Here is a 25,713-nt window from a genome sequence, read left to right as displayed (position 1 = left end):
GTGCGGCGATCGGCGCGTAGCGTTCAACCCGCGGCCCAGTCGGCCATGCCGATCCGCGCCAGCTCTTCGGGCCCGGGGAAGCTCTCGACCCGCCAGCGTTCTGGGTAGGCTTCTACGGGCGCCATCCGCAGGCCCACTTCCTGCTCCACGCGTCCCCACTCGGCGGCCGCGACGATGCCGGACGGCTTGCCGTCCGGGCCTGTGGTCGACAGCACCACCCGGTCGGTCCGCGGGAGCAACGCCGGCATCCCTTCGGGCCAGATGCAGTAGGTGTTCACGCGGCCGGTCTTCTGGTCCTGCGTGGCGTTGAACGAAGAAACAAACAAGCGGTCGGCGCCCTGTTGTTGCTGCTGCAGCGTCAACAGCTCCCGCTGCTGTTCGTACTCCCCCACCAGCGTTTGGGCGTGCAGCAGCGAGAGGGCAGGGTACGCCGCGTGGGAGGCGTCCGGCAGCCAAACAGCCCACTCGCCCAGCTCCAACCGCAACGCGGTCCCCGAGATGCCGCGTTCGTGCTCGAGCGACTTGCGGGCCATCTCGGCCATGTCCTTCAGCCCCTCTTCGTTCTCGCTCCCGGTCACCAGCAGCAGCTCGCGGTTGGGGGCCATCGCGATGGTCTCTCCCTCGACGTCGAGCGATCCCAGCAGGTCGGTGAGCAAGATCCGCGCGGCGTCGTGGCTGTCGCCGTGGGCGAACACGTACACGTCGCCCGCCTTGGCGCACTCACGCGTCGTCTCGGTGAGGTTGATGCGCGCGATCTCCAGCGCCTCGTACAGCGTCACCCCCCAGGCCTCGAGGTCGCGGGCGTCGAGTTGGCGGATCGACGTCGGCAGGTCGTACACGGGGGTCACCGCCAAGCAGCCGGCGATGTCGGCGTACGCCATCTGGTCGCTGGGGGGCGCCTCTCCGCCGGCCAATAGCGCCATCAGCGGCACCCCCACCTCGAAGTAGGCCCGCGTCCGGACCGCGGCGAGGATGTCGGGGCGGGCGTCGTCGAGCTCGGCAGGCAGCTCGAGCTGGGCGGTGAACCAGGTCGCCAAGAAGGTCCGCAGCACCTGCTCGCGGTGGTCGGCGTCTGCGCGTTCGTACTCGGAGAAGATGTTGCCGAGGTACGTGATCGCTTCGACCCCGCCGCGGTGGAGCGTGAACGTCTTGGCGTCGTACACGATCTCGCTCTGTTCACCGGCGGCCCGCAGCCGCTTGGTGAGCAGCTCTGCGAAGCTGTCGGGGGTCAGACGCTTGCGAAACCTGTCCAGCAATCCCATTCCCTGTGCTCCGGCGGCGAGTCGCGAGTAGCCCGATTGTGGGGCGGCGGGGCAGAAAATGCAAAAGGCCACCCACGAAGGACGCGAAGGCCCACCAAGAACCGGAGTGGAAACCGACCTTGCCGACGGGACGGGAGTCTCACGAACGCTCGTCTTGGCTTCGCGTTTCTTCGTGCCCTTGGCGGTAAGCCGTCCGTCAAGAAAAGAACTGCCCGAAGCCCGGCGGTGAGAAAGCGTTCTCGAAGTGCCGGGCCGAGGCGGGCCGCCGCGCGTCGGCCGGCCACACGATGGCGATCACGTCAAACCGGGCCGCGTGCTCGAGCAGCCCGTGCGACTTGAGGAACGCCAGCGCCGAGGCGGCGATCCGCTGCTGCTTGCTGGCGCCGACGGCGTCGGCCGGGTCGCCGGCGCGGGTGGTGCGTCGCGTTTTGACTTCTACGAAGACGATCGTGCGGCCCTGGACGGCGATCAGGTCGATCTCGCCGAACCGCGAGCGGGCGCCCCCGGCGACGATCTTGTAGCCGGACCTGCGCAGCATGCGGGCCGCGTGGCGTTCGCCCCGCGGGCCGAGCGGCAGCGCCCGTTCGGGCCAGAAGGGAGGCCGGACTGCGGCCCACAGCGGGGCCCAGCGTCGGGTCACTTCTTCGAGAAGTTCTCGTCCTTACGCTCACGCAGCCGAACCGCCTTGCCGGTGCGTTCGCGGAGGAAGTAGAGCTTCGCCCGGCGGACGCGGCTGCGACGCTTGACGTCGACCATCGCGATCTTGGGGGAGTGGATCGGGAACTTGCGCTCGACCCCCTCGTTGTTCACGATCCGGCGGACCGTGAACATCTCCTTGGCGCCCTCGCCGCTCTTGGCGATGACGACGCCGCTGAACACCTGGATCCGCTCTTTGTTGCCTTCGAGGATCCGAGTGTGCACGTCAACGGTGTCGCCGACGTCGAACGCGGGCTTCTCTTCTTTCAGGCTCGCGGCCTCGACGGCCGCCAACAGGGTCTGCTGATTCATGGCTTGGTTCCCCGGGAATCGGTCTCTTGGGTCTTTGGCTCTGCTTGGGTCTTCGAGTCTGCTTGTCCGGCGCTCAGCAGGTCGCTGCGGCGGGACTCGGTCCGCTCGGTCCGGCTTGCTTCCCGCCACCGGGCGATCTGCTCGTGGTCTCCCGAGAGCAGCACCTCTGGAACGCTTCTGCCGCGGTACTCGCGCGGCCTTGTGTACTGGGCGTGCTCCAACATCCGGTTGCCGCGGGAGAACGAGTCCTCCACGCTGCTCTGCTCATCCCCCAGCACGCCGGGGATCAGCCGGACCACCGCGTCGATAATCACCATCGCGGCGACCTCGCCCCCGTTGAGCACGTAGTCGCCGACGGACACTTCTTCGGGCGCCAGCAGGTCCATCACCCGTTGGTCGAACCCCTCGTACCGCCCGCAGAGCAGCATCAGCCGCTGCGACAGTGCGAACTCTTCTGCCAGCCGTTGATCAAACCGCCTCCCTTGTGGGGTCAGCAGGATCAGCCGGCCGGCCGGCGAGCAGCGGGATCGGACCTCCTCAACGCACTCAACAACCGGTTCGGGCTTGAGCAGCATGCCGGGCCCTCCCCCGAAGGGGCGGTCGTCCACGGCGTGGTGCTTGTCCCGCGACCAATCGCGGATGTTGTGGAGTCCGGTCTCCACAATGCCGCGCTGGATCGCCAGCTTCAGTAGGCTCTGCCCCAGGTATCCGGGGAACATCTCCGGGAACAGGGTCAGCACGTCGAACCGCATGGCTGCCACGACTAATGCCTCAACCGTTCAAGGCTTCGGTGGTCGGCCGCCGGAGCGGCTTCCCCTCCCGAAACGACCGACCTACTCGGCCGCTGCCTCGGCGGGCTGTTCCGCTGCTTGCTTGGTTTCTTCGCCTTCGGTCGAGGCTTGCTCGGCCGCGCCTTCTGCCGGAGCCGCTTCGGCCGGGGCCTCGGCAGCGGCCTGCTCGGCCGCGACTTCTTCTTTACTCTTGGGCTTCGACGCCGGCTCGCCCGGGTGCGGGATCTCGGGGGCCATCGCCACCCGATCGAGCGCCGACTTCTGGGCTTCGATGTGCGTGCCGTCCGGCCCGTACTTCTTGATCAGCACTGCCACCTTCTCGCTCGGCTCGGCGCCAACCCCTAGCCAGTAGGCAACGCGATCGGTCTTGAGGATGGTCCGGGCGTCCGTCTCCGCGACGTGCGGGTCGTACGTGCCCAGCTCCTCGAGCACTTTGCCGTCACGCGGCGCGCGGCGGTCGACGGCGCAAATCCGGAAGAACTGCCGGTGCTTCTTCCCCATCTTCTTCATGCGGATACGAACAGCCACGCAACACTCTCCTGAAAGGGCGCTGGGCCACGGGAAAACCGCCCGGGGCCGACAAAGGGTTTTCGGTGCAATCCGGGATTATGGCGGATCGCGGCCGGAAAGGGCAAGGGCGGGACGGGCGGTGGGTTCCCGCGGGAAGCGTGCGGGCCGGGTCGTCCCCGCCCCCGGCGCTTCCCGGCAGGCTGCTCGTGCGGGCTGGGCAAGGGGGCCGTGGACGGCCCGTCTCGCATGCACCGGCGGGCCGCCCCCCCCCCGATTGCGGTGGCGCTCTGGGGGGACCCACAATGAGGCCGGCCCCCCAAACCCATGGCTATCTGATGGAATTCGACCTCGCCGCCTTCACCGATCAATCCATCCGCCTCGCGGTCGCCGTGGCGTTGGGCGGGGTGATCGGGGCCGAGCGCGAGCTGGACGGCCACTGGGCCGGCGTGCGGACGCACATGATGGTTTCCCTGGGTGCCGCGATCTTCTCAATCGTCGCCCAGCCGTTCTGCCAAGAGTCGCCCGCGCAGATTACCCGCGTCATCCAGGGGGTCGCCGCGGGCATCGGCTTCCTGGGCGCCGGCACCATCCTCAAGCTCGACCACAAACGCAAGGTGATGGGGCTCACCACCGCGGCTAGCATCTGGCTTGCCGCGGCCGTCGGAACGGCGGTCGGTTTGGGGCAGCTTCCGTTAGCCGTCGCCTCAACGGCGATGGCCATCGTGGTGCTGCTGTTCTTGCGGCCGCTCCGCTGGCTGCTCAGCAAGCTCGGGCGGGACGAGCCGCACCAGCGGAGCGAGGAATCGGATTCCTAGCAGGCGTCGAGCACCCGGGCGAACGCCTTCACCCAGGCGGCGTTGGCGGGCCAGGCGGGCGCCGTGACTAGGTTGCCGTCCACGCACGCGCTATCGAGCTCCGGCGAGGGCTCGTCCCACAGCCCGCCGGCCAGCTCTACGTCGGGGCGGCACGCAGGGTAGGCCTGCATCCGACGCCCGCGGATCACGTCGGCCGCGGCCAGCAACTGGGCCGCGTGGCAGGTGGCTGCGATCGGCTTGCCGGCGCGGGCAAAGCCCTGCACCAGCTCGATCACGCGGGGATCGACCCGCAGGTACTCCGGCGACCGCCCGCCGGGGATCAGCAGGGCGTCGAAGTGCGTCTCGCTGGCTGCGGAGAAGTCTCCGTTCAGGCGGAAACGGTGCCCCGGCTTCTCGGTGAAAGTCTGGTCCCCTTCGAAATCGTGGATCGCGGTCGCCACGGTGTCGCCGGACACCTTGTCGGGGCAGACAGCGTGCGGCTCGTGCCCCAGGAGCTGGAGCATCTGGAACGGGACCATCACTTCGTAGTCCTCGACGTAGTCGCCGACGATCATCAGCACGCGTTTGGGCATTCCGGTTCGCTCAATCGTTGATGGTCAAAAAATCAGGCAGGCGTTGCAGCTCGCCGTCGCGATTGACGCAGGCCAGGGTGGTCTCCCCCTCGGCGATTACTTCGTCGCCGCGGAGCACGCGGTAAACGTGATCGATACGGGCGCCGCGGGCGCGCTCGGTCCGGATCACCAGCCGCAGCACGTCGCCAAAGCGGCTGGGCCGCAGGTACCGGCAGCTTGCTTTGGCCACCACCAGCACCACGCCGGAGGCCTCGAGCTCGGCGTAATCGTGCCCGGCGGCCAGAAGCTGCTCGACGCGGGCCATCTCAAAGTACTTGAGGTAGTTGGCGTGGTGGACCACCCCCTGGGCGTCGGTTTCGTAGTACCGCACGCGGAACTCGATCTCGTGTTCTCGGCTCATCTGCGTAGCCTAACGCGGCCCAAGGGGAGAAGGCGAGCCGTCGGAGTTCTTCGGCGATGCTGCACTTCGGGGTCACTCCGGCGGCCTAGTCCGGCGGATCGCCTTGGCGGCGGCCGCTCCTTTGTTGCAATAACCCGTTGCATGGCTTATTTTTACGGCCGACAGGCGCACCGAATCCAAGGGGCTTCCATGAGTATTGGCGAGGGGGCGGGGACCGACTTCTCCACCATGCGGGGGCGTGACTACCCCACCATCCGGCAGTTCACCGTATTCCTCGAGAACCGCGTCGGCCAGCTCATGGAGATGGTCCGTCGGTTCGAGGGGAGCAGCGTGCGGATCGTCGCGCTGACGATCTCGGACTCGACCGAGTGCGCGCTCGTGCGGTTCTTGCTGAGCGACCCGGAAGCAGGCCGCGAGATCCTGGAACGCGCCGGCCTGGCGATCGTAGAGTCCGACCTGATCGGCGTCGAACTGCCGGACCGGCCGCAGCCGCTGCTGCAGGTCTGCACGGCGCTTTTGGCCGCAGAGATCAACATCACGCAGGTCTACCCCCTGCTGGTGCGTCCCGCGAGCCGCCCGGCCGTGGCGTTGATGGTGGACAACATCGAGCACGCGCTGGAAACGCTCGAATCCAAGGGCTTCCACACGATCAACGAAGACGAGCTGAAGCAGTTGGAATGACGGACGGCGAACCACGAAGGGCGCCAAGGACGAAAGACGGACGGAAGGACCGTACGTTCGCAAGATCGTGCTCTCTCCGTCGATTCCTCACTGCTCAGAGCCCCTTGCCTTGCGTCCGTCCTTTGTGCGTCTTCGTGCCCTTGGTGGTTAATTTCCTTCCCCTCGCAAGCCATAGCGATGCCGATCCAAGTTACCTGCCCCAAGTGCCTGACCCGGTTTGCTGTAGCGGAGAAGTACGCCGGCAAGGAGGGGCCGTGCCCCAAGTGCAAGGGGAAGATCACGATCCCCAAGCTCGAAGACGAGTTGGTGATCCACGCCCCCGTCGGCGACGCGCCCAAGGACGCCAAGGGGCGGTCGGTCCTGAAAACCACGAAGCGCAAGGACACCAAGTTCCAGCCGCTGGTCGCCGCGGGCGTGGCGGGCGCCGCGCTGCTGATCCTGCTGGGCGCCCTGGTGCTGCGTTTTAGCCCGGCGCTGCAACAGAACCCGGCCGTGCTGTTGGCGTTTGCGGCGGTCGTGGGGCCGCTGTCGGCCTGGGGGGGGTACACCTTTCTGCGCGACGCCGAGCTCGAGCCGTTTGTGGGCAAGGAGTTGTGGATCCGCTGCATCGTGTGCGGCCTTGCGTACGCGGCGCTGTGGGGCGTTTACTGCTTGATCGCGGGACAGATCAACCCAGAGTGGCAGACCAAGGGGCTCGAGATCTGGCAGATCCTCGTGCCCGCGGCCGCCGCGGTCGGCATCGGCACGCTGGCGGCTTTTGCCTCGCTGGATCTAGAGCCTACCGTGGGGCTGCTGCACTGCTTGATGTTCTTCGTGATCACCGTGGCCCTGCGGTTCGTGGCTGGGTTGACGGTGCTCCCGGGGTTTTTTGGGGGCGACGTAACCTAAGGGCGTACGCGTGCGGAGCGCCCGGTAGCTGCCGACCTAAGGTCGGCGTGTGTTGGTGGTTGATGGAATTGAGTTTGGGCTGATGGCCAATGCTTCGACGGGGCGGAGCCCGTCGGCTGTTGGCTGCCCCGGTTTTTGGTTCTCTTTACGCGGTCCCCAGTGGGCGATTTGCTTACTTCTGTCCCAGAGATCGCCGGACTGCTTGCCCCCGAGGGGATGATCCGTCTCCCGCCGGGGATCGATGTGCCCATCACGCCACGGGTTCGGGCGTTGGTCGACACGCCGGAGTTCCGCCGGTTGGCCAAGATCAGCCAGCTTGGCCTGGTGAGCCTGGTCTACCCTGCCGCGCGGCACACGCGCTACGAGCACTCGCTGGGGGTCTACCGCGTGGCGCTCGGCTTCTTGTCGCGGCTGGGGGCGGACGAGCGATTCGCCGCGCTGGTGGGGCCCGCCGACGCCGAGCTGCTGCTGGCGGCGGCGCTGCTGCACGACCTGGGGCACTGGCCCTTCTGCCACCCGATCGAAGATATCCGCCTGCCGAAAACCCCCGAGCACGAGCACTTCGCCAACAGCTTCCTGCTGGAGGGCGAGGTGGCCGACACGCTGCGGGACGACTGGGGGGTGAACCCACGCGACCTGGTGACGCTGCTCTCCGGCAAGCCGACCGACCGCAAGAGCCGGCTGCTGCAGACGATCCTCTCGGGGCCGATCGATGTCGACAAGATCGACTACCTGATGCGCGACAGCCTGCACGCGGGGGTCCCCTACGGGAGGAACTTCGACGAGGCGCGGCTGGTGATGAGCCTGTGTGTGAACCAGGCGGGGGACGGCATCGCCATCACCGAGAAGGGGAAGACCGCCGCAGAGATGATGGTGTTCGCCCGCTACGTGATGTTCAGCGAGGTGTACTGGCACCACACAGTGCGCTCGGCCACGGCGATGCTGCAGCGGGCGTTCTACTTGCTGCACAAGGGGCTCGACCTCGACGCGCTGTTCCGCATGAGCGAGCAGACGATGATCGACGCCATGACGACCGCCGCGGGGGACGGGCCCGCGGCGGAGCTGCTGGATGGCCTGTTTGGGCCGACGCGCGTGCTCTACAAGCGGCTCGCCCAGTACAGCCTGTTCGAGCAGCCGGAGCTGTACGGCCGGCTGGCGCGGAAGCCCTACCCGTGGCTGGCGCGGTGCGCGGAGCAGTTCGCCTCGGTCGCCAGCACGCGGCTGGGGCGGATCGTGGCGCCGCACGAGGTGCTGTTCGACTCGCCGCCGGTAGAGCTGGAGGTGGAGTTCGACATCGACGTCTACTACCCCAAAGAGCGGTGCTACCGCCGGTTGGGAGAAGTCTCGCCCGTGGTCCGCACGCTGGCCCGTGAGCAGTTCGACGACTACGTCAAACGGGTCCGGCTGTTCGTCCACCCGCGGGTAGCGGAAGACCTACGCCGGCTCAAGAACCTGCCGGACCTGCTGGCCGAGGCGATCGACCGGACGTAGCAGGCACTCGGGGTACGATCTCGGGCCGCCCTCGTCGTGCACGCTAGAGCGTGGCAGCGGGCTCGCACGCCCGCTCTGCGACGTGCTGCATGGCGTTCTCTACCATCACGCGCCGGGCGGCGGCGCCGCCGCGTTCCTGGCCTCGCCGGAACGCCTGCATCTCGCGGTTGACCTGGGCCGGCGTGAGGATCTCTAGGTCGACCAGCAGCTCGCTCATCGGCCTGCGGCGGGCGCCCTGCAGCATCAGCAGGTCGATCACCTGCCGCTGAGACAGCAGCCCCATCTCCACGGCCGTGTCGCCGAAGCGGTCGTGCGGCAGGTCACTCTGGGTGCGGAGCACCTTGAACACCTCGCGGACGGTGAGCATCCCTTCTTCGATCGCGAGCTGACCCAACGGGGCCTGCTCGTCGTGCTGGGCCTCGACGGCACGGGCGAACTGGTCGGTATTGATCACGCCGCGGCGCATCAGGTAGATCGCGAATCGCATGTCGTCTCGCCTCTCAAAAGCGGGTGCCGGCCCGAGGGCGTCCGTTCCGGCGGACGGTCGAGTCTTGGAAAAGGGTAGGTTGCGGCCGGGCGTCGACGGGCCCGCTGCCGGCGATGACGGCAAAGTTGGTTGGGTCCGCCGCAACGCGTTGCAGCGGTCGGGCCGGTGGGTCCCGTTCTAGCGGCGCGCCGGGCCGCCATGTTTTTCTCGCCCGCCCAACCCGCCGGTCGACAATGACGTAGGCGCGGACCACGACTACTGGCGCAGGCTTGCGCGGAAGTGACGGCGCGCGGAACTACGGAATCCATTCCGTCTGGGTGACAGCATGCAGCGACCCAGGGGCCCGTTCCGATCAATCCAGCTAGCACGGAGGGCTTGAGTCTGACGGCGCCGGAGCGCCAGGGTTAGACAACGCCGAACGAGGGCCGCGTGGACGCCGATTTCCCCAGACACCTGCTGTTGTGCGAGACGCTCGTGGATAGCGTCGGGGCCGCCCGTTGGCGGTTCGTGCTGCACTCGATCGACTCGGGCCAGACGCTGGCCGCCAGCGACCACGAGCCAGACGCAGAGGGCCAGCGGCTCGAGCTGTGGGCCGTGGTGCGGGGGCTGGAGGCGCTCGCCCAGCCGTCGCGTGTGGCGCTGGTGTCCGGCAGCGACTACGTCCGTCGCGGGCTCGACGGCGGTGTGGCCGCCTGGCGGGCGGCGCGTTGGAAGTGGGAGCGGTTCGGCCGGCTGGTGCTGGTGCGCGACCACGACCTGTGGCGGCGGGTCGACCGGGCGCTCGAGATCCACCAGGTCGAGCACCGTGGCGCAGCGATCGCCACGGCGCCGGCGGAGGAAGAAACGGGCGAGGTGGCCCGGCCCGTCCCCAGCCAGCGGCGGCTGCGGTTCGACCGGTCGCACGCCGTGGCGCCCGACTCGTTCCGCGAACCCGCTGTGATGATCGTCCGCGGCCGCCGCGGGCACAGCGTACGGCTCTCGGCGCCCCGAGACGCCGCCCATCACCCGTTGGTCGCTGCCAGCTAGCGATTGCCGGCGTTATCGCTACCGACCCCCGAACCCGAGGAAACCCCGCTGTGCGTACGCAAATCGCCCTAGATTCGATCGGCCCGTTGCTCGAAGGCCGGCACGAGAACCCATTTGACGTGCTGGGGCCGCACCGGGTGACCGAGGCCGGCCGCGAGGCGACCGCGGTGCGGGCCCTGCTGCCGGACGCGGAGCGGGTTTGGGTGGTGGACGAGGCGAGCGGTTTGCGGCGTCCGATGCGTAAGATCCACCCGGCCGGGTTGTATGAGGCGGTGATCGATGCCCAAGATAGAGGCGTCCCGGGGCGTGCCGATCGCCCCAGGGCGACGCGTGGGCAGGGACGCTGCGCCGGCTACCAGTTTTGCATCCATGACAAACACGGCGGCGAAATGACCAAACACGACCCCTACGCGTTTACCCCCCTGCTCACCGAGTACGACTACCACCTGCTGGGTGAGGGGACGCACTGGCAGAGCTACGAGCGCCTGGGCGCGCACCTCCGCGAGATCGACGGCGTGAAGGGTGTGAACTTCGCCGTCTGGGCGCCGAACGCCGAGGGGGTCAGCGTCGTCGGCGACTTCAACGGCTGGAACGCCAAGCTCCACCCGATGCGTAAGCAGATCCCCAGCGGGATCTGGGAGCTCTTCCTCCCGGAGCTCACCGCCGGCACCAAGTACAAGTTCGCCGTGAAGCAGCTGGGGGGACGCCTCGTTGAGAAGTGCGACCCCTACGGCTTCGCGGCCGAGGTGCCCCCGCGCACGGCCAACATCGTCACCGACCTCTCGACCCACCAGTGGCAGGACGACCGCTGGGCGGCCGAGCGTGAGCAACGCAACGGCCTCGACGCGCCGATGTCGATCTACGAGCTCCACCTGGGGAGCTGGCGCCGCGACCCCGGCGAGCCGTCGCGCTGGCTCAGCTACAGCGAGATCGCCCCGCAGTTGATCGAGTACTGCCACAAGATGGGCTTCACGCACGTCGAGCTGATGCCCGTCAGCGAGCACCCCTTCACCGGCAGTTGGGGCTACCAGACCGTCGGATACTTCGCCGCGACCAGCCGCTACGGCCGGCCCGAAGACCTGATGGCGTTCGTCGACGCGCTGCACCAGGCCGGCATCGGCGTGTTCATCGACTGGGTCCCCGCGCACTTCCCCAAGGACGACCACGGCCTGCGGCAGTTCGACGGCTCTGCGCTGTACGAGCACGCCGACCCGCGTCAGGGGGAGCACCCCGACTGGGGGACGATGATCTTCAACTACGGCCGCAACGAGGTCACCAACTTCCTGCTCTCCAACGCGTTGTTCTGGCTCGACAAGTACCACATCGACGGGCTGCGGGTCGACGCGGTGGCTTCGATGCTGTACCTCGACTACAGCCGTGAGGGGGGGGACTGGATCCCCAACAAGTACGGCGGGCGTGAGAACCTCGAGGCCATCGACTTCGTCAAGAAGTTCAACGAAGAGGTCCACCTGCAGTACCCGGGCGTGCTGACCATCGCGGAAGAGTCGACCGCCTGGGGCGGCGTGTCACGCCCCACCTACCTAGGCGGGCTGGGCTTCAGCCTGAAGTGGAACATGGGGTGGATGAACGACACCCTCCGCTACTTCCGCCACGAGCCCATCCACCGGCAGTACCACCACGACGAGCTGACGTTCTCGCTGATCTACGCGTTCACGGAGAACTTCTGCCTGCCGTTCAGCCACGACGAGGTGGTGCACGGCAAGGGCTCCATGCTCGACCAGATGCCGGGCGACCTGTGGCAGAAGTTCGCCAACCTGCGGCTGCTGTACGGGTACCAGTGGACCCACCCCGGCAAGAAGCTGATGTTCATGGGGGGCGAGTTCGGCCAGTGGCACGAGTGGAACTACGACGAGTCGCTGCAGTGGCACCTGCTAGAGTGGGAGAGCCACCAGGGGATGCAGAAGTACGTCGCCCACCTCAACCACCTCTACCAGTCGGAGCCGGCGCTGTACGAGGTGGACTTCGACGCCGAGGGCTTCGAGTGGGTCGACTGCCACAACTACCGCGACAGCATCCTCTGCTACATCCGCAAAGGAAAAGACCCGCAGGACTACGTGATCGTCTGCTGCAACTTCACCCCCGTGGTGCGTGAAGACTACCACCTCGGGGTCCCCGAAGCGGTCTGGTACGAAGAGATCAGCAACAGCGACTCGGCATACTTCGGCGGGGGCGACGTCGGCAACGGCGGCGGCATCCAGGCCGAGCCGATCGAGAGCCACGGGCGGCCCGCGTCGATCTACGTCACCCTGCCGCCGCTGGGCGTGGTGGTGCTCAAGCCGCGCCGCTAACGCATCGCAGAGTTTGGGCAGGAAGCACGCGATGTTCCAGTAGCCGCCGACCTTACGTCGGCGGCTACTGGCGGTCGCATTGCTTGACCCTCTACTCCTCGCTGGGCGCTAGCGCGTCCGGGTCGCGCTTCCAGTCGATGTCGAACGAGTCGAGCACCGCGCCGCTGACTTCGCCCATTTGCTGGCGGATCAGGTTCGGCAGGCCGGCGTACATGCGGGCGTCTTTGAGGAACGCGCTGCGGAGCGAGTCTTCGCTCTCGAGCTTCTCCGACATCCGCACCACGTAGGCGATGGAACGGTCGTGGTTGAGCGCCGCTGTGGTCTCACCCACCTCGAGGCCGGCGACCGCTTCCATAAAGTCGGGGCCAACCCCTTCTAGCGGCTTGGGCTGCGAGAGCCTCACCACCGCGTTGCCCGACATCGGGTCGACGTAGCCGAGCTCCAGCCACGTGAAGGGCTCGGAGGTCTCGACCTTGATCTCGGGCTCATTGGCGAAGAACTCAACCAGAGGCACGCCGGAGGGCGAGGCGTCGCCGGCCAGCTTCTTGGCTTCGGCCAGCGCCAGGTCGGCCGCCTTGGACAGCTTCCACTCCTGCACCACGCGGTCCCGCACCTCGTCGAGTTCGGGGACCTTACGCTCGGTCTCGGCCAGCTTCATCACGATGTAGATGTCGCTGCCCGACATCGTGTTGCCGATCGCCACCATGGGGTCGTAGAGGTACATCCCGCGCTTCGCGGCCATCCGCGCCGCCAGCGGCGTGTCGTCCCCCGCGTTGAGGTCCAGCGCCTTGCCGACCGGCTTGTCGAACAGCTCCAGCACGGTCACCGGCTCGACCTTCTCGAACGTCAGGCCCGCCTCTTTGGCGACCTGGGTCAGGTCGAGCAGCTCGGCCGGGGGTTCCGGCACGGTCTGGCCGGCGTCTTCGGCGTCTAGCACCTTTGAGAAGTAGTCGTTGTAGGTCGCCTTCAGCTTGGCTTGGATCGGCTCGATGACCTCCATCATCTTCACCGGGGCCTGGTCGCGGGCCAGCATCTGGCGGATCTCCTCGCGGACGTCCTCGAGCGGCTCGTACTGCTTCGGCTTCTCGGGGGCGGCCGTCTCGTCGGCCGGCTTGGCGTCCTGGGAGGGCTCGGTCTCCATCCCATCGGTTAGGCCGTCGAAGAGGTCGGCCTCAGGCTTGTCTGCTTCCGTCTTGTCGGCCGCTGGTTGGTCCTCGCCGTCCTCGCCCTCGGCAGCGGGCTCTTCGTCCGCGGCGGGGGCGTCCTGGGCATCGGGCGCCGGATCGTCGGCCGCGGTCTCCTCGGGCTGGTACGCCGCGAGGCGGAACGGCGAGCGGCTCGGGCGGGCCGACTGCGGCTCTCCCTCGGGCTGCGGGCTCTCTGCTGGCTCGCTCGGCTTCTCGGGGGTCGCCTCCGGCTCGGCTTCGGCTGCCTCGTCTGCCTCGGACTCCGATTCGGCCGGGGTTTCGGCGTCCGTGTCCCCGTCGCTTTCCATGGATTCGGCGGGCGACTCTTCGTCGGCCGCGTCGCTGGTGGGCGACTCCTGCTCGGGCGCGTCGTCGCCGGCCGGCTCGTCACTGCCGGGTCCCTCGCTGTCCGCTTCCTCACTGGCAGGCTCATCGGTGGCGGGCTTGTCGGCCTCGGCTGCTTTCTCTCCGTCTTCTTTGGCGTCTTCCGCCGGCTCTTCTGGCGTCTCTGACCCGGCTCCGTCGCCCATCTCCGGGCTGTCTGTGGCCGGGCCGTCTGCTGCGTCGTCTTCGCCGAACAGGTCGGTGCTGGTTTTGACGAACTGCTCCTTGTTCGCTTCGTAGTACTGGGCGATCTGCTCGTCGGTGACCTCTTCGGCCGCCTTGGCGACGAAATCGTCGTAGCTGGCTTGCAGGTATTGCAGCTCAAACCTGCGCGGCACGGCGAAGCCCGGGTCGGGCGAGGGGAGCTCGACCCCCATCACGCGGACCGGCTGCGGGTCGAAATCTTTGTGCGCGTCAAAATACTTCCTGAGCTCGGCGTCGGTCGGATCGGCGACTTTGGCCACTAGGCTCTCGGCGGCGATGGGGGCCGCCTCAACCGCCATCCGGTCGTTCAGCTTCTCCCAGAACGCGTACCGCTGCTGCGGCGTGACGGTGATCTGCTCGAAGGTCAGGCTGCCGAGGAAGCTGCGTACCAGCAGCATCTCACGGACCCCCTCCAGCAGGTTGTTCAGCGAGGCCAGCGGCCCGGCGTCGCGGCCCACCTGCTTGGCGATGTCGGAGATCTCTTGCGGGGTCACGCGGTCGCGTCCCAGCCCGGCCAGGTAGTCCAGCACGGCCCCGTCGCCGATGACCATGCCTGCCTTGCGGGCCGCGTCCGCGACCACCTTCATCCGCACAACGTCGGCCTCTACGCCTTGATCTCGCGAGGTGGGCAGCGGCATGAAGCGGACGCGTGGCGGGAGCCCGCCGGCGCCCTCGCGTTCGGCGGCGGACCGCCCCGTGTACTCGATCCCGCCCATGAAACGCATCAGGCTGGCCCGTTTGGCGATCAGGGTCGAGAGGTCGCCCTCGGTCAGGCTCCCCCCTTTCCAGGTGACAGCCGTCTTGCGGCTGCCGGTCCCGGGGCCGCCCTCCCCTTGCAGGCGGTTCATAATCGGATCGCCGACTACAAACGCGAACATCAGCATCACGCACAGCACCGCCATCATCCAGCCGGTGTACTTGCGAAAAAACGTGAATGGCGTCGCCATAACGGGAGGTCTCGACCGATGGTGATGAACCGAAGGCGGAAGCTTGACCGGCTTGACAGCCTGTCGGGAGGGGCCTAAATCCCTACCGGCAGAGCACTATCGTCGACGGCCGGGCGATCCGCGAGAACGGCGGGTTCCGGAAAAGCCCCCGATTCTATGGCCAATCGACGTAAACGCAATCCCAATCAGGCTTACCGGACAGTGCGCCGGCACACAACCAGAAGGGAGAGGTGGGGATAAGAAGGAGAGAGGGGATGGGTTCTGGGCGGCTCCGACGTGGTTTCAGAGCGAGTGAGAACCCATTTGATGGACGGAAAGTTTCTAGTCGGAACTACAGCAGCCCGGCCTCAGTGTAGCCGTGCCCCCCGCATATTGCCGCTTGACATCTCGAAGCCACGACAAAGTATCCCCCTAGCTCCCTCCATCCTGACGTTCCCCTTCGAAACGCCGGCCCAGCGCGACCACTAGATACCTATGGCAAAGAAAAACGCTTCCGCCGGCGGCCACGCCCTGGTCATTGTCGAATCGCCCGCCAAGGCGCGGACGATCGGCAAGTACCTGGGCCCGGGCTTCACCGTGGAGGCCTCGGTGGGCCACGTCCGCGACTTGCCGCAGGGCGCCGCCCAGATTCCGGCCAAGTACAAGGGAGAGTCGTGGAGCAATCTGGGGGTGAACGTGAACGAGGGCTTTGCCCCGATCTACGTGGTGCCCCCCGGCAAGACCAAGCAGATCAACCTGCTCAAGAGCAAGCTCAAAGAGGCCGACACGCTCTACCTGGCGACCGACGAAGACCGCGAAGGGGAGGCCATTAGTTGGCACCTGCTTGAGATCCTCAAGCCCAAGGTGCCGGTCCACCGGCTCGTGTTCCACGAGATCACCAAAGACGCCATCCAGAAGGCGCTCGAGTCGCCGCGTCAGGTGGACGACGGGCTTGTCCGCGCCCAAGAAACCCGCCGGATCCTCGACCGCCTGTACGGGTACGAGGTCTCTCCGCTGCTGTGGCGGAAGGTGCGTCCCAAGCTCTCGGCCGGCCGGGTGCAGAGCGTAGCGGTGCGGTTGATCGTAGAACGCGAGCGCGAACGCATGGCGTTTGTCAGCGCCACCTGGTGGGACCTGATCGCCGGCTTCGCCAAGCAGGACGGCCAGCGGCTCGACGCCGTGCTCAACACGGTCGAGGGGCGGCGGATCCCGTTGGGCAAGGACTTCGACCCCTCCACCGGCAAGCTCAAGGACGAGCGGCTGCTGCAGATGGACGGCGACGCCGCCCGCGCCCTGGCGGCCAAGATCCGCAGCGGCGATTTCCGCGTCACCAAGGTGGAAGAGAAACCCTACACGTCGAAGCCGTACGCACCGTTCACTACCAGCACGCTGCAGCAGGAGGCCAACCGCAAGCTCGGCATGACCGCCCGCCGCACCATGCAGGCCGCCCAAAGCCTGTACGAGAACGGCCACATCACCTACATGCGAACCGACTCGACCAACCTGGCGGCGGTCGCCATCGAGGACGCCCGCTCGCTGGTCAAGGAACAGTACGGGGAAAAATTCCTCCCCTCGCAGCCGCGCACCTACACCGGCAAGGTAAAGAACGCCCAAGAGGCCCACGAAGCGATCCGCCCCGCCGGCCACCCCTTCCCGCTGCTGGAAGAGATGACCAGCAAGCTGGGGAGCGACGAGGCGAAGCTGTTCGACATGATCTGGAAGCGGACCATCGCCAGTCAGATGGAAGACGCCCGCGGGCGGCGGATCAGCATCACGATCGAGGGAGAAGGGTGCGCGTTCTCGGTGAGCGGCAAGACGATCGACTTCCCCGGGTACCTGCGGGCCTACGTTGAGGGCTCGGACGACCCCGACGCAGAACTGGCCGACCAAGAGAAGATCTTGCCGAGCGTGGTCGAGGGGGAGGCGCTCAAGTGTGTTGAGCTCGACCCCAAAGAACACTCCACGCAGCCCCCTAGCCGGTTCAGCGAAGCGGCCCTGACCAAGGCGCTGGAAGAACGCGGCATCGGCCGGCCGAGCACCTACGCGTCGATCATCGACACGATCCTGGCCCGCAACTACGTGTTCAAGAAGGGGGGCGCGCTCGTCCCCACGTGGGTCGCCTTCTCGGTGGTCAAGCTGCTGGAGGACCACCTCGGCGGGCTGGTCGACTACCAGTTCACCGCCCAGATGGAGGACGACCTCGACGCCATCAGCCGCGGCGAACGCAAGTATGTCGACTACCTCAGCGACTTCTACTTCGGCGGCGATAAGTCGGGTTCGGCAAACGGCGGGCCCGCGCGTCCCGGGCTGAAGCAGCAGCTCGAGAACAAGATCGACGAGATCGACGCCCGCACCATCAGCCGCATCAGCCTCGGCAAGGCAGAAGACGGCGAGGAGGTGTTCGTACGCGTCGGCCGCTACAGCCCGTTTGTGGAGAAGGGGGAGCGCACCGCGAGCCTCCCCGAAGAGACCCCGCCGGACGAGGTGCAACTGAAATTTGCCCTCGACCTGCTGGCCCAGGCCGACCGCGCCGAGGAACCGCTGGGGATCTGCCCCGAGACGAGCCAGCCGGTGTACATCAAGGTCGGCCGGTTCGGACCGTACGTGCAGCGGGGCGCCACCGAGGGAGAAGAGAAGCCCAAGAACGCGTCGCTGCTCAAGGGGATGACGGTCGAAGAGATCGACTTCGCCACCGCGCTGCGGCTGCTATCGCTGCCACGCAACCTCGGGGATCATCCGAAGCTCGAAGCGAAGATCGTCGCCCAGAACGGCCGCTTTGGCCCCTACCTCAAGTGTGGTGAAGAAACCCGCAGCCTGCCGGCCGACCTGTCGCCGCTCGACGTGACGCTCGAGCAAGCGATCGAGCTATTGAACCAGCCCAAGCAACGCGGCCGTGGCCGCGGCGCGCCCAAGGAGCCGATCAAGGTCTTCGACGCCCCATCGCCCGTCACCGAGCAAAAGATTCAGATGCTCGACGGCCGCTACGGCCCGTATGTGACCGACGGCGAAACCAACGCCTCGCTCCCCAAGGGGGTGAAGCCCGAGGAGCTGACCTTCCAAGACGCGCTCAACCTGCTGGCCGACCGCGCCGCGGCGGGGGGCTCGAAAAAGAAAAAGGCGCCCAAGAAGAAAGCCGCCAAAAAGGCCGCAAAGAAAGCGCCGGCGAAGAAGAAGACCGCCAAGAAGAAGGCCGCTAAGAAGTCGCCGGAGTAACGCGGCCGCGCCCGCGACCGTTTGCCACGTAGACGCGTCGATCCTTCCAGCAACGATTGCTGTCGGAGGATCGTTCGATGACACGTACCTGGCTCAACTTTTGTGTCGACGCGCTAGCCGCCGTGGAGTTTGCGTTTCTCGCCTCGACCGGCCTGCTGATCCACGCCTTGCTGCCGGCCGGATCTGGGCACTGGCTCACGCTCTGGGGGCTCGACCGCCACGCCTGGGGCGCCCTGCACTTTTGGGTCGCGATGGCGATGCTGGCGACTGTAGGGGTGCACCTGGCGCTGCACTGGAAGTGGGTCGTCTGCGTCGTCGGGGGCAAACCTAAGGACCACCGGCGGCTGCGGCTTGGGATCGCGTCGGCACTCGCCGTGGCGGTCCTGCTGGCGCTCGCGACGCCGTTCACCGCCACGATCCGCTCGCAAGCGCCCGGCGATGTCGAGGTCGCCGATCGGGGCGCAGTCAGAGCCGACCACGAGGCGGGCGACGCTCCGCTGCTCAGCGGGCGGACGACGCTCGGCGAACTGCAGGCCGCGACCGGCGTCACCCCCGCGATGCTCGCGCAAGAACTCGGCGTGAACGGCGTGCTCGAGCCATCGGACCGGATCGGCCCGCTGCGGCAGCACCTGGGGATGGAGATGACCGAGCTCCGCGCTGCGATCGAGCGAGCCGAGTCATTGCGGGGGGGCGCCAATCCGGAGCAATCGGAGCCGGGTGACACGGAGCGGGGCGACTAGGGGCGGTGTGACGCCGCCGTCCACCGCCCGTGGCGGTGCGTCACATCCGCTCCACCGCCTGGATCCCCAGCAGCCCCAGACCGCGCTGGAGCACCCGGGCCGTGAGGTCGCACAGCGCCAAGCGGCTGTCGCGGCTCGCCGGGTCGTCTGCCTTGAGCACCGGGCAGTGCTCGAAGAACTCCGAGTACCGGCTCGCCAGCTCGAACAGGTACGACGTGAGGTGATTGGGGCGGTAGTCGGCCGCCACGCGCTCCAGCGCCTCCGGGAAACGCAGCAGCGCCATCGCGAGGGCGCGCTCGGCCGGGTGTCCGAGCAGGATCGCGGGCGACTGCTTCCGGAGCGCTGCCGGGTCGACCCCGCCGCGGTCGAAGATGCCGCGCACGCGGGCGTAGCTGTACTGCAGGTACGCGGCCGTGTTGCCCTGCATGGCGAGCATCTTGTCGTAGCTGAACACGTAGTCGCTGGTGCGGTTGTGGGCCAGGTCGGCGTACTTGATGGCGCCGATGCCGATACGCTCGGCCGCCGCGGCGCGCTGGTCGTCTGTTTCTAGCGCCGGGCTCTGGTCCGCGATCGCGCGGGCCCGCTCTACCGCCTCGTCCAGCAGCCCCATCAGCCCCACGGCCGACCCGCTGCGCGTCTTGTAGGGCTTGCCGTCTTCGTCCAGCACGGTGCCGAACGCCACGTGCGTCAGCTCGACGTCGTCGACGCCCCATTTGCGGGCCGCGGCGAACAACTGCTCGAAGTGCAGCGACTGGCGGTGATCCACCACGTACACGATCGCGTCGGGCTGCCAGGTCTTCAGCCGGTGCTGGATGGTCGCCAGGTCGGTGGTGGCGTACAGGAAGGCGCCGTCCTGCTTCTGCACGATCATCGGCGCGTCCTGCCCGTCGATGAACACGCACACGGCGCCGTCGCTCTGGGTGGCGATCCCCTTGGCTTTGAGGTCGTCTACCACGCCGGCCAACGCGTCGTGGTAGAAGCTCTCGCCCAGCGTGTGGTCGAACGTCACGTTCAGCCGGCCGTAGGTAGCGTTCAGCTCTTCCAGGCACGCCGGCAGGTACTGCTTCCAGAGCGCCACGTTCTCGGCGTCGCCGGAGTGGAGCTTGGCGGTTTCTTCGAGCGCACGCTTGCCGATCTTGGGGTGGGCGTCGGCCAGCTTCTGGAGTTCGGGCTCTGCCTCGACCCCCTCGATGCGCTTCTGCAGCCCCTCGAGTGTCTCGCGCTGCGCAGCGTACTGCTGCTCCGCGTCGCGCGCGGCCTTGGCTTCTTTCTTCTGCTCGTCCTTGTTGAGGGGCATCGTGCGGCTCGAGAGGGCGTCGACCCGCTGCTTGGCGCGCTCGGCGGCCCGCTGGGCGTCCGGCAGCGCGCGCTTCGCCTCCTGGTAGCCGGCCAGCCGGCTGACCAGCTTGTAGAGCCGGCCGAGCTCGTCTACCGGCCGCGCGGCCAGCCGATCGGCGTCCGCTAGGTGCTTCACGCCATACAAGATCATGCCGAACTGGGTCCCCCAGTCGCCGATGTGGTTGTCGCTGATGGCCGTGTGGCCCAGCTCTCGCAGCACCCGCACCAGGGCGTCGCCGATCACCGTCGAGCGGATGTGCCCCACGTGCATCGGCTTGGCGACGTTGGGAGACGAGAAGTCGATCACCAGCGTCCGCGGCGCCTCGGTGGGAACCACCCCAAGGCGCTCGTCGGCCAGCAGGCGCTGGGTCTGCGCCGCTACCCAGTCGTCGCGTAGCCGCAGGTTCACGAACCCGGGCCCGGCGACTTCGGGCGCCTCGCACAGGTCCCCTACATCCACCTTGGAGATGATCTCCTCGGCCACCTCGCGCGGCGGGCGGCCGATCCGCTTCGCCAGCGGCATGGCGCAATTGGCCTGGTAGTCGCCGAACTTGGGCCCCTGGCTAGGGAGCACCAGGGCAAGCAGATCGGTGGGGTCGTCCGTCAGGCCGGCGAGCGCCGCGGCAAACCGGCCGCGCAGTTCAGAGAGAACATTCATTCCCAGAAGATGCCCGCAAGCAGCCCCCGCGGCAAGCGCTGGGCGTCGCCCGGCCACCCGCGAGGCGGTTGATCCACTACGACGCTTCGTGCCACGGCAGCGGCACCTTCGGCGCGTCGGCCCACAGCTCTTCTAGCGAGTAGAAGGCGCGGGTCTCTTCGTCGAACATGTGCACCACCACGTTGCCGTAGTCCAGCAGGATCCAGCGGCTTTCGGAGTAGCCTTCGATCCCCATCCGGCGGTCACCCAGGTCGTCTTCCAGGGTGTGGTCGATCTCCTCGCTGATCGCGTGCAATTGCCGGCGGCTGTTGCCGGTAGCGATCACGAAGTAGTCGAAGACCGGCGTGATCTCTCGCATGTCGAGGATGACCACGTCCTCACCACGGTTGTCTTCCGCGGTGCGGGCGGCGGAGAGGGCCAATTGCAGGCTCCTCTCGGCAGATTCTTGCGAAACGGTAAGCGGGGCGGCGATGGGCGGCTCCATCATGAGTTCGGACATGAGTTTGGCGCTGTGTTTTATTCTACTTTCGGGTGCCGGAAAGAACGACCTCGGAATACGCTGCTTCTTGACCTGCATTTTTGGCGCCAATACCCCCGCCTGTCGATGGTCGGCCGGGGCGCTACAATCGTCTACCCGGCGGATTGCGGCCGGAGATTCTGCAAATCCTCAACAAAACAGGGGTTCCGATGGGCGAGTGGGTAGAAGAGGGCGATCGCGCCCCGGCTTTCACCATGACCGCAGACGACGGGTCGAAGGTTCGCCTGGGCGACCTCAAAGGCGGCCCGGTCGTGCTTTATTTCTATCCCAAGGACGACACCCCGGGCTGCACCCGCCAGGCCTGCGCGTTCCGCGACCAGAGCGAAGCGCTGAAGAAGCTGGGCGCCAAAGTGCTGGGCGTGAGCCCCGACGACGCCGCCAGCCACGCCAAATTCCGCGACAAATACAGCCTCAACTTCCCGCTGCTGGTCGACCTCGACCACAAAGCCGCCGAAAAATACGGCGCCTGGCGGGAAAAGAACATGTACGGCAAGAAGTCGATGGGGATCCAACGCAGCACGTTCTTGATCGATTCCCAGGGCAAGGTCGCCAAGCTCTGGAAACGCGTTAGCGTCGATGGGCACGACGAAAAGGTGCTCGAGGCCCTGAAAGAATTGCCCTGATCAATGCTACCGAAGGAGCAAACTTCCGGCGGACTAAGCCCCACCGACCCGCACACGGCAGATCTTTCCGCAGATTTTTTCCTGTTCCCATCTGGCGTCAAATTCCCCCTAATCGCTATGCTGTAGAGTTGCCGGACCCCAAGGTTCTTTTCCGCTGCGCTGCCATGGACTGCGATCGCGTGTTTTTCGCGCTGACCCGGGGGCCGTTCCCTACCGGCCATCCGACCGACACCCTCGTGCAGGCCCACCTTGAGGCCTGCCCGTCGTGCAGTCAGATTGCCGAGGCGCTCCGCCCCGCGACCGAGACGTTCCACGAGGCGATCTCCCCGGCAGAAGGACGCGACCTCCCCGGCTACTGGCACGCCGGCCCGACGCACTCGCAGGCATACCGTAGGGTGGCCGCCGCGGCCATCGCGGCGCCCCCGGTCAGGCGGCTGCAACCGCACCGCCGCCCCAGCCCGCTGTCGCCCGCCCAGCAGCGCAAGGCGTATCGGCTGGTTTGGCAGTTGCTCTCCGCGTCGGCCGTGCTGGCCGTCGTCGGGCTGTTCCTGGCTTGGGCCGCCCACTTCTAGACGGCTGCGCCACCCAAACGCGACCCGTCCGCCTCTGCGGGTCGTGATGGTTTGCGCCTGCCTCGCGCGACCGATTCTTGCAACGCCGGTCCGCCCTGCGGCCGCGGCGCGAGCTATTCTTCCCGTAGGCAGCGGCTAGTGCCGTGCCCCCTCCTCTTCCGCTGTGCCCAGCCCCGGGCCGCCGTCCCCGCCTCATTGATGGAGATCCGCATGGCGCCAACTTCGGTTCGGCCGCAGCTGCTTTTGGCCGCCCAACTCGGCGCCGCGTCGCCCAAGCCGGGCCAGGCCGCCCCGGCCGTCGACGGCAAGCAGCAACTCGCCGACGCGATGGAAAGGCTGCTGGGCCGGCTCCGCCCGCCGGGCGACGTCGACCGCCGCTGCGCAGAACGCTACGCAATGCCTCTGCCGCTTGTGCTCACCCCCCTCGACGCCGATGGAAACCCTTCCGAGCAAGAGGCCATGATCGTCGTGGGACGCAACTTGTCGCGTCGCGGCATCGGCTTCTCCCACTCCGACCTGCTGCGTTGCCGGCGGGCGGTGCTGCGGTTGGAAGACGCCCTGCTCGGCCGGATGACGGTCGAGGTAGAGATCGCCTGGCGCCGGTTCACCACCCAGGGCCGCTACGAGTACGGCGCCCACGTCCGCCGGCTGCTGCCGGACCGCGTCGCGCCGGCCCGCGCCGGCTAGCGCCACGCCCCCCACTAGGCGAGCCGTCGGCGTCGGCCGCCGGAGCCCCTTGCAATAGAGTCCGTATCCCCGAGCGAAGCACGGCTATACTGATAGCCGCGCGCCGACGTCGGCGCGGGTCCCGCACTCGCTTGAAGGGGAACTGTGATGCGATGCACTGCCCGCTTGTGGATCGTGTTGGGGTGCCTGGTCTCGCTGCCGGCTTGCGCGCAGTTTGCCGGCCAAGACCCGTTTGGTTCGGAAGCCGAGGCGCCAAAGTCTTTAGACGAGGCATCCCCCGCTGAACCAGGGCCGAAGACGGGCCAGCTCATCGAAACGACGTGCTACTGGGCCGACGCCGATGCAGAAGCCAACCAACGGATCCGGCAGACCCTGCGCGAGCCTCTCAAGTCCTCTGGATTCGACTTCAGCGAAGCGGCCCTCGAGCATGTCGTCGAATTCATCCGAGATGAGTACGACCTGGAAGTGCAGATCGATCGCCGCGCGCTCGACGAGTACGGCGTTTCAGCCGATGAGCCGGTCACGGTGAATGTCCGCAATACTTCCTTGGGGAGCGCTCTCAGGCTGATGCTGCAAGACCTAGAGCTTGACTACACGGTCCGCGGAGGCGCGCTCGTTCTTACGACGGAAGATGAATCCGCCGCTTATCTGACAACCGCGGTCTACCCGGTTGCCGACCTCCTTCAACCCGATCCAAGCCGCCCGGACGACTCGGACTTCGACTCGCTGATCGATACGATCGTCGCCACGGTGAACAGCGATTCTTGGGCCGAGAACGGCGGCAGCAGCAGCGACATCCGCGCCCTCCGACCAGGGGCGCTCGTCATCTCCCAGACCGAGCGCGGTCACGAACTTGTACAGGCGTTCTTGAAGGCTGCGCGGTTGGGCCAACGCCATGCGCCCAGCCCGTTGGCCGCGCCCTCGCCACGCCTTACAACCCGGGTCTACCAGCTCGTCAGCGACCAAAATCCAGAGCCGACCTCGGTCGCCCAGCAGGTTCTGCACATGCTTCCTGCGCTGGTGCCGGAGGCGTTCGAGTCGCGCGAGCCCGACGCGGCCGGCCGGAAGCCGTTTATGCAAGCAATCCAGACGCGGATCGTCGTGCTTGACTATCCCAGCATCCAGACTCAGGTGGCCGACCAACTTGAGGCCCTCGGCATGTTGGTCAGCCGTGGCGGCGGCCAACCGTTTCGCGGCGGCGGCGGTGGACAGTTTTAGTTTGTCGGACTTGGGTCGTCGCCCCCGGCGCGCCGCAACAACCGCTCGCCATCCGACCCGCCCGCCCCGCCCCGCAAGAACGGCGCTCGCTGCGGGGGCTCGTTCCGGCCTACACTGGTGGGCATGAAGATCGGTCCAACTCTCATCGCGGACACCTACGCCGAAGCGTTCCGCATGCGCTTCGCGCGGCTCTGCGTGACCGCGATCGACCCGCACTGGCTCGACGCCGCGCTGCGAGAGTTCTGCGGCTATGGCTCCAGCGTGATCGGCTGTGACGCGGAGGTGGGCGTTGAGCGGATGCTGGCGGCGGACGACTCGCCCGACGGTCGGCCCGGCGCGCTGGTCATGGCGTTTGGGTTCTCGGGCGACGCCCTCGCCAAGGCGGTCCCGAACCGGGTGGGGCAGTGCGTGATGACCTGCGCCACGTCGGCGGTCTTCGACGCGCTGCCCGGGGCCGACGACCGGTTTGCGTTGGGCAGCCACCTGCGGTTCTTCGGCGACGGCTACCAGAAGAGCAAGCGCCACCTCGATCGCCGCTTCTGGCGTGTGCCGGTGATGGACGGCGAGTTTGTCTGTGAGGAGTCGTTTGGGGTGGCCAAGGGGGTCGCCGGCGGGAACATCATCATCCAGAGCAGAACGCAGCAGGGGGCGCTCGACGCTGCGCGCCGCGCGGTCGAAGCGGTCGCCCCGCTGCCGGGGACGATTACCCCGTTCCCCGGGGGGGTGGTGCGTAGCGGCAGCAAGGTGGGCGCCAAGTATGCCGGCATGGTCGCCAGCACCAACCAGGCGTTTTGCCCCTCGCTCCGCGGCCGACTGGAGACCCAGCTCGCCCCCGAGGCCAACTGCGCCTACGAGATCGTCATCAACGGCCAGGACGAGCAGGCCGTGGCCGCCGCGATGCAAAGGGCCATCCACGCCGCCGCCGGGCCGGGGATCCCGGCCATCAGCGCGGGCAACTACGGCGGCAAGCTGGGCAAGTTCCACTTCCACCTGCGCGAGCTGCTGGGCTGACGGACGCGTGTTGAGAAGGGGAGTAGGAGGCGCGCCGCGCAGCGGAAGCCCCGGCTGCCCGTCCCTGCACCTGTGCGAGAGGCTTTTTTTAGCCATGGCGGCAGGTTAGACTTCTGGGTCGCTGCGTCGGCGGTGTCGTCGACGATGCGCGCCTGGTGTGCCCTCAAGGCTTAG

General features: G+C 67.3%; 23 protein-coding genes and 2 pseudogenes. 14 read left to right on the top strand and 11 right to left on the bottom strand.

Annotated elements, in window-relative coordinates; genetic code table 11:
* Nucleotides 1-23: 23 nt before the first annotated feature.
* The 5 genes from Pla175_RS21185 to rpsP form a co-directional block, all read right to left on the bottom strand.
* Nucleotides 24-1,262, bottom strand: coding sequence for a DUF1444 family protein (locus Pla175_RS21185; RefSeq protein ID WP_145290255.1), 1,239 nt, complete (start codon nt 1,260-1,262; stop codon nt 24-26).
* A 196-nt stretch (nt 1,263-1,458) separates the two neighbouring features.
* Nucleotides 1,459-1,902, bottom strand: a complete 444-nt coding sequence (locus Pla175_RS21180) for a YraN family protein (RefSeq protein WP_231954007.1) — start codon at nt 1,900-1,902, stop codon at nt 1,459-1,461.
* Entirely contained in the window at nt 1,899-2,270 is a 372-nt protein-coding gene (gene rplS, locus Pla175_RS21175; protein ID WP_145290251.1) for a 50S ribosomal protein L19, read from the bottom strand. The genes Pla175_RS21180 and rplS overlap by 4 nt, the downstream gene beginning before the upstream one ends.
* Nucleotides 2,267-3,022 (bottom strand): tRNA (guanosine(37)-N1)-methyltransferase TrmD, encoded by a 756-nt coding sequence (gene trmD / locus Pla175_RS21170; RefSeq protein ID WP_145292231.1) that lies wholly within the window; start codon nt 3,020-3,022, stop codon nt 2,267-2,269. Before trmD ends, rplS begins: the two co-directional genes overlap by 4 nt.
* Nucleotides 3,023-3,103: 81 nt before the next feature.
* Entirely contained in the window at nt 3,104-3,589 is a 486-nt protein-coding gene (gene rpsP / locus Pla175_RS21165) for a 30S ribosomal protein S16 (protein WP_231954006.1), read from the bottom strand.
* A 317-nt stretch (nt 3,590-3,906) separates the two neighbouring features.
* Between rpsP and Pla175_RS21160 the strand changes: the two genes are divergently transcribed.
* Complete coding sequence (locus Pla175_RS21160) at nt 3,907-4,386, top strand: MgtC/SapB family protein (protein ID WP_197527036.1); 480 nt, start codon at nt 3,907-3,909, stop codon at nt 4,384-4,386.
* Here the strand turns inward: Pla175_RS21160 and Pla175_RS21155 are convergent.
* Nucleotides 4,383-4,958, bottom strand: a complete 576-nt coding sequence (locus Pla175_RS21155) for a DJ-1/PfpI family protein (protein ID WP_145290245.1) — start codon at nt 4,956-4,958, stop codon at nt 4,383-4,385. The two genes, Pla175_RS21160 and Pla175_RS21155, sit on opposite strands and share 4 nt — an antisense overlap.
* A 10-nt stretch (nt 4,959-4,968) precedes the next feature.
* Nucleotides 4,969-5,358 carry an acyl-CoA thioesterase gene (locus Pla175_RS21150; RefSeq protein WP_261342790.1) on the bottom strand — a complete coding sequence of 130 codons (390 nt, stop codon included), beginning with the start codon at nt 5,356-5,358 and terminating at the stop codon, nt 4,969-4,971.
* A 189-nt stretch (nt 5,359-5,547) separates the two neighbouring features.
* Here Pla175_RS21150 and Pla175_RS21145 point away from each other — a divergent pair, with 189 nt between their 5' ends.
* The 3 genes from Pla175_RS21145 to Pla175_RS21135 all read left to right on the top strand — a co-directional run bounded on the left by Pla175_RS21145 (nt 5,548) and on the right by Pla175_RS21135 (nt 8,418).
* A complete protein-coding gene (locus Pla175_RS21145; RefSeq protein WP_145290241.1) occupies nt 5,548-6,039 on the top strand; it encodes an acetolactate synthase in 492 nt (163 codons plus the stop codon).
* Between the two features lie 177 nt (nt 6,040-6,216).
* Nucleotides 6,217-6,927, top strand: coding sequence for a hypothetical protein (locus tag Pla175_RS21140; RefSeq protein ID WP_145290239.1), 711 nt, complete (start codon nt 6,217-6,219; stop codon nt 6,925-6,927).
* 159 nt (nt 6,928-7,086) lie between these two features.
* Entirely contained in the window at nt 7,087-8,418 is a 1,332-nt protein-coding gene (locus Pla175_RS21135; protein WP_197527035.1) for an HD domain-containing protein, read from the top strand.
* 43 nt (nt 8,419-8,461) lie between these two features.
* On the opposite strand, the gene Pla175_RS21130 is transcribed toward Pla175_RS21135, so the two are convergent.
* Complete coding sequence (locus Pla175_RS21130; protein ID WP_145290236.1) at nt 8,462-8,905, bottom strand: hypothetical protein; 444 nt, start codon at nt 8,903-8,905, stop codon at nt 8,462-8,464.
* Nucleotides 8,906-9,334: 429 nt separating this feature from the next.
* On the opposite strand from Pla175_RS21130, the gene Pla175_RS21125 reads away from it, so the two are divergent.
* Nucleotides 9,335-9,931 carry an RNase H family protein gene (locus tag Pla175_RS21125; RefSeq protein ID WP_145290233.1) on the top strand — a complete coding sequence of 199 codons (597 nt, stop codon included), beginning with the start codon at nt 9,335-9,337 and terminating at the stop codon, nt 9,929-9,931.
* A gap of 50 nt (nt 9,932-9,981) precedes the next feature.
* Nucleotides 9,982-12,240 (top strand): 1,4-alpha-glucan branching protein GlgB, encoded by a 2,259-nt coding sequence (glgB, locus tag Pla175_RS21120; RefSeq protein WP_145290229.1) that lies wholly within the window; start codon nt 9,982-9,984, stop codon nt 12,238-12,240.
* A gap of 91 nt (nt 12,241-12,331) precedes the next feature.
* Here glgB and Pla175_RS21115 read toward each other — a convergent pair whose 3' ends face one another.
* Entirely contained in the window at nt 12,332-14,962 is a 2,631-nt protein-coding gene (locus Pla175_RS21115) for a hypothetical protein (RefSeq protein WP_145290224.1), read from the bottom strand.
* 474 nt (nt 14,963-15,436) lie between these two features.
* On the opposite strand from Pla175_RS21115, the pseudogene topA reads away from it, so the two are divergent.
* From topA to Pla175_RS21105, 3 genes and pseudogenes are all read left to right on the top strand, one after another.
* Nucleotides 15,437-18,037, top strand: a pseudogene (gene topA, locus Pla175_RS21110) (type I DNA topoisomerase); the annotation flags it as partial.
* A gap of 27 nt (nt 18,038-18,064) precedes the next feature.
* Nucleotides 18,065-18,154 (top strand): annotated as a pseudogene (locus Pla175_RS27285) (histone H1-like protein); the annotation flags it as partial.
* Nucleotides 18,155-18,231: 77 nt separating this feature from the next.
* Nucleotides 18,232-18,894, top strand: a complete 663-nt coding sequence (locus Pla175_RS21105) for a DUF4405 domain-containing protein (RefSeq protein ID WP_145290206.1) — start codon at nt 18,232-18,234, stop codon at nt 18,892-18,894.
* Nucleotides 18,895-18,934: 40 nt separating this feature from the next.
* Here the strand turns inward: Pla175_RS21105 and argS are convergent, their stop codons facing one another.
* Both argS and rsfS read right to left on the bottom strand, forming a co-directional pair.
* Complete coding sequence (argS, locus tag Pla175_RS21100) at nt 18,935-20,890, bottom strand: arginine--tRNA ligase (RefSeq protein WP_145290201.1); 1,956 nt, start codon at nt 20,888-20,890, stop codon at nt 18,935-18,937.
* 76 nt (nt 20,891-20,966) lie between these two features.
* Nucleotides 20,967-21,389, bottom strand: coding sequence for a ribosome silencing factor (gene rsfS, locus Pla175_RS21095; protein ID WP_315851499.1), 423 nt, complete (start codon nt 21,387-21,389; stop codon nt 20,967-20,969).
* A gap of 188 nt (nt 21,390-21,577) precedes the next feature.
* Here rsfS and bcp point away from each other — a divergent pair, with 188 nt between their 5' ends.
* The 5 genes from bcp to fhcD all read left to right on the top strand — a co-directional run bounded on the left by bcp (nt 21,578) and on the right by fhcD (nt 25,539).
* On the top strand, nt 21,578-22,051 hold the full coding sequence (gene bcp, locus Pla175_RS21090; RefSeq protein ID WP_145290199.1) for a thioredoxin-dependent thiol peroxidase: 474 nt from the start codon (nt 21,578-21,580) through the stop codon (nt 22,049-22,051).
* 164 nt (nt 22,052-22,215) lie between these two features.
* Entirely contained in the window at nt 22,216-22,623 is a 408-nt protein-coding gene (locus Pla175_RS21085) for a hypothetical protein (RefSeq protein WP_145290197.1), read from the top strand.
* Between the two features lie 210 nt (nt 22,624-22,833).
* Nucleotides 22,834-23,310, top strand: a complete 477-nt coding sequence (locus Pla175_RS21080; RefSeq protein ID WP_145290195.1) for a hypothetical protein — start codon at nt 22,834-22,836, stop codon at nt 23,308-23,310.
* 147 nt (nt 23,311-23,457) lie between these two features.
* Nucleotides 23,458-24,528 (top strand): STN domain-containing protein, encoded by a 1,071-nt coding sequence (locus Pla175_RS21075; protein ID WP_145290193.1) that lies wholly within the window; start codon nt 23,458-23,460, stop codon nt 24,526-24,528.
* A 123-nt stretch (nt 24,529-24,651) separates the two neighbouring features.
* Nucleotides 24,652-25,539, top strand: a complete 888-nt coding sequence (gene fhcD, locus Pla175_RS21070; protein ID WP_145290190.1) for a formylmethanofuran--tetrahydromethanopterin N-formyltransferase — start codon at nt 24,652-24,654, stop codon at nt 25,537-25,539.
* The last annotated feature ends 174 nt before the right edge of the window (nt 25,540-25,713 follow it).

Origin of the sequence: Pirellulimonas nuda, from assembly GCF_007750855.1 — a bacterium.
Classification (GTDB): Bacteria; Planctomycetota; Planctomycetia; order Pirellulales; family Lacipirellulaceae; genus Pirellulimonas; species Pirellulimonas nuda.
The sequence above is the reverse complement of the archived record's forward strand: the minus strand, read 5'-3'. Positions and strand labels throughout refer to the sequence as shown.

Excerpts from the sequence above, each read along its gene's own strand:
- trmD (WP_145292231.1), bottom strand. The coding sequence starts at position 3,022 with ATGCGGTTCGACGTGCTGACCCTGTTCCCGGAGATGTTCCCCGGATAC.
- Pla175_RS21185 (WP_145290255.1), bottom strand. The coding sequence starts at position 1,262 with ATGGGATTGCTGGACAGGTTTCGCAAGCGTCTGACCCCCGACAGCTTC.
- Pla175_RS21080 (WP_145290195.1), top strand. The coding sequence starts at position 22,834 with ATGGCGCCAACTTCGGTTCGGCCGCAGCTGCTTTTGGCCGCCCAACTC.
- Pla175_RS21075 (WP_145290193.1), top strand. The coding sequence starts at position 23,458 with ATGCGATGCACTGCCCGCTTGTGGATCGTGTTGGGGTGCCTGGTCTCG.
- argS (WP_145290201.1), bottom strand. The coding sequence starts at position 20,890 with ATGAATGTTCTCTCTGAACTGCGCGGCCGGTTTGCCGCGGCGCTCGCC.
- rplS (WP_145290251.1), bottom strand. The coding sequence starts at position 2,270 with ATGAATCAGCAGACCCTGTTGGCGGCCGTCGAGGCCGCGAGCCTGAAA.
- Pla175_RS21105 (WP_145290206.1), top strand. The coding sequence starts at position 18,232 with ATGACACGTACCTGGCTCAACTTTTGTGTCGACGCGCTAGCCGCCGTG.
- Pla175_RS21145 (WP_145290241.1), top strand. The coding sequence starts at position 5,548 with ATGAGTATTGGCGAGGGGGCGGGGACCGACTTCTCCACCATGCGGGGG.
- Pla175_RS21150 (WP_261342790.1), bottom strand. The coding sequence starts at position 5,358 with ATGAGCCGAGAACACGAGATCGAGTTCCGCGTGCGGTACTACGAAACC.
- Pla175_RS21155 (WP_145290245.1), bottom strand. The coding sequence starts at position 4,958 with ATGCCCAAACGCGTGCTGATGATCGTCGGCGACTACGTCGAGGACTAC.
- Pla175_RS21115 (WP_145290224.1), bottom strand. The coding sequence starts at position 14,962 with ATGGCGACGCCATTCACGTTTTTTCGCAAGTACACCGGCTGGATGATG.
- Pla175_RS21130 (WP_145290236.1), bottom strand. The coding sequence starts at position 8,905 with ATGCGATTCGCGATCTACCTGATGCGCCGCGGCGTGATCAATACCGAC.
- rsfS (WP_315851499.1), bottom strand. The coding sequence starts at position 21,389 with ATGTCCGAACTCATGATGGAGCCGCCCATCGCCGCCCCGCTTACCGTT.
- bcp (WP_145290199.1), top strand. The coding sequence starts at position 21,578 with ATGGGCGAGTGGGTAGAAGAGGGCGATCGCGCCCCGGCTTTCACCATG.
- Pla175_RS21140 (WP_145290239.1), top strand. The coding sequence starts at position 6,217 with ATGCCGATCCAAGTTACCTGCCCCAAGTGCCTGACCCGGTTTGCTGTA.
- fhcD (WP_145290190.1), top strand. The coding sequence starts at position 24,652 with ATGAAGATCGGTCCAACTCTCATCGCGGACACCTACGCCGAAGCGTTC.
- Pla175_RS21160 (WP_197527036.1), top strand. The coding sequence starts at position 3,907 with ATGGAATTCGACCTCGCCGCCTTCACCGATCAATCCATCCGCCTCGCG.
- Pla175_RS21085 (WP_145290197.1), top strand. The coding sequence starts at position 22,216 with ATGGACTGCGATCGCGTGTTTTTCGCGCTGACCCGGGGGCCGTTCCCT.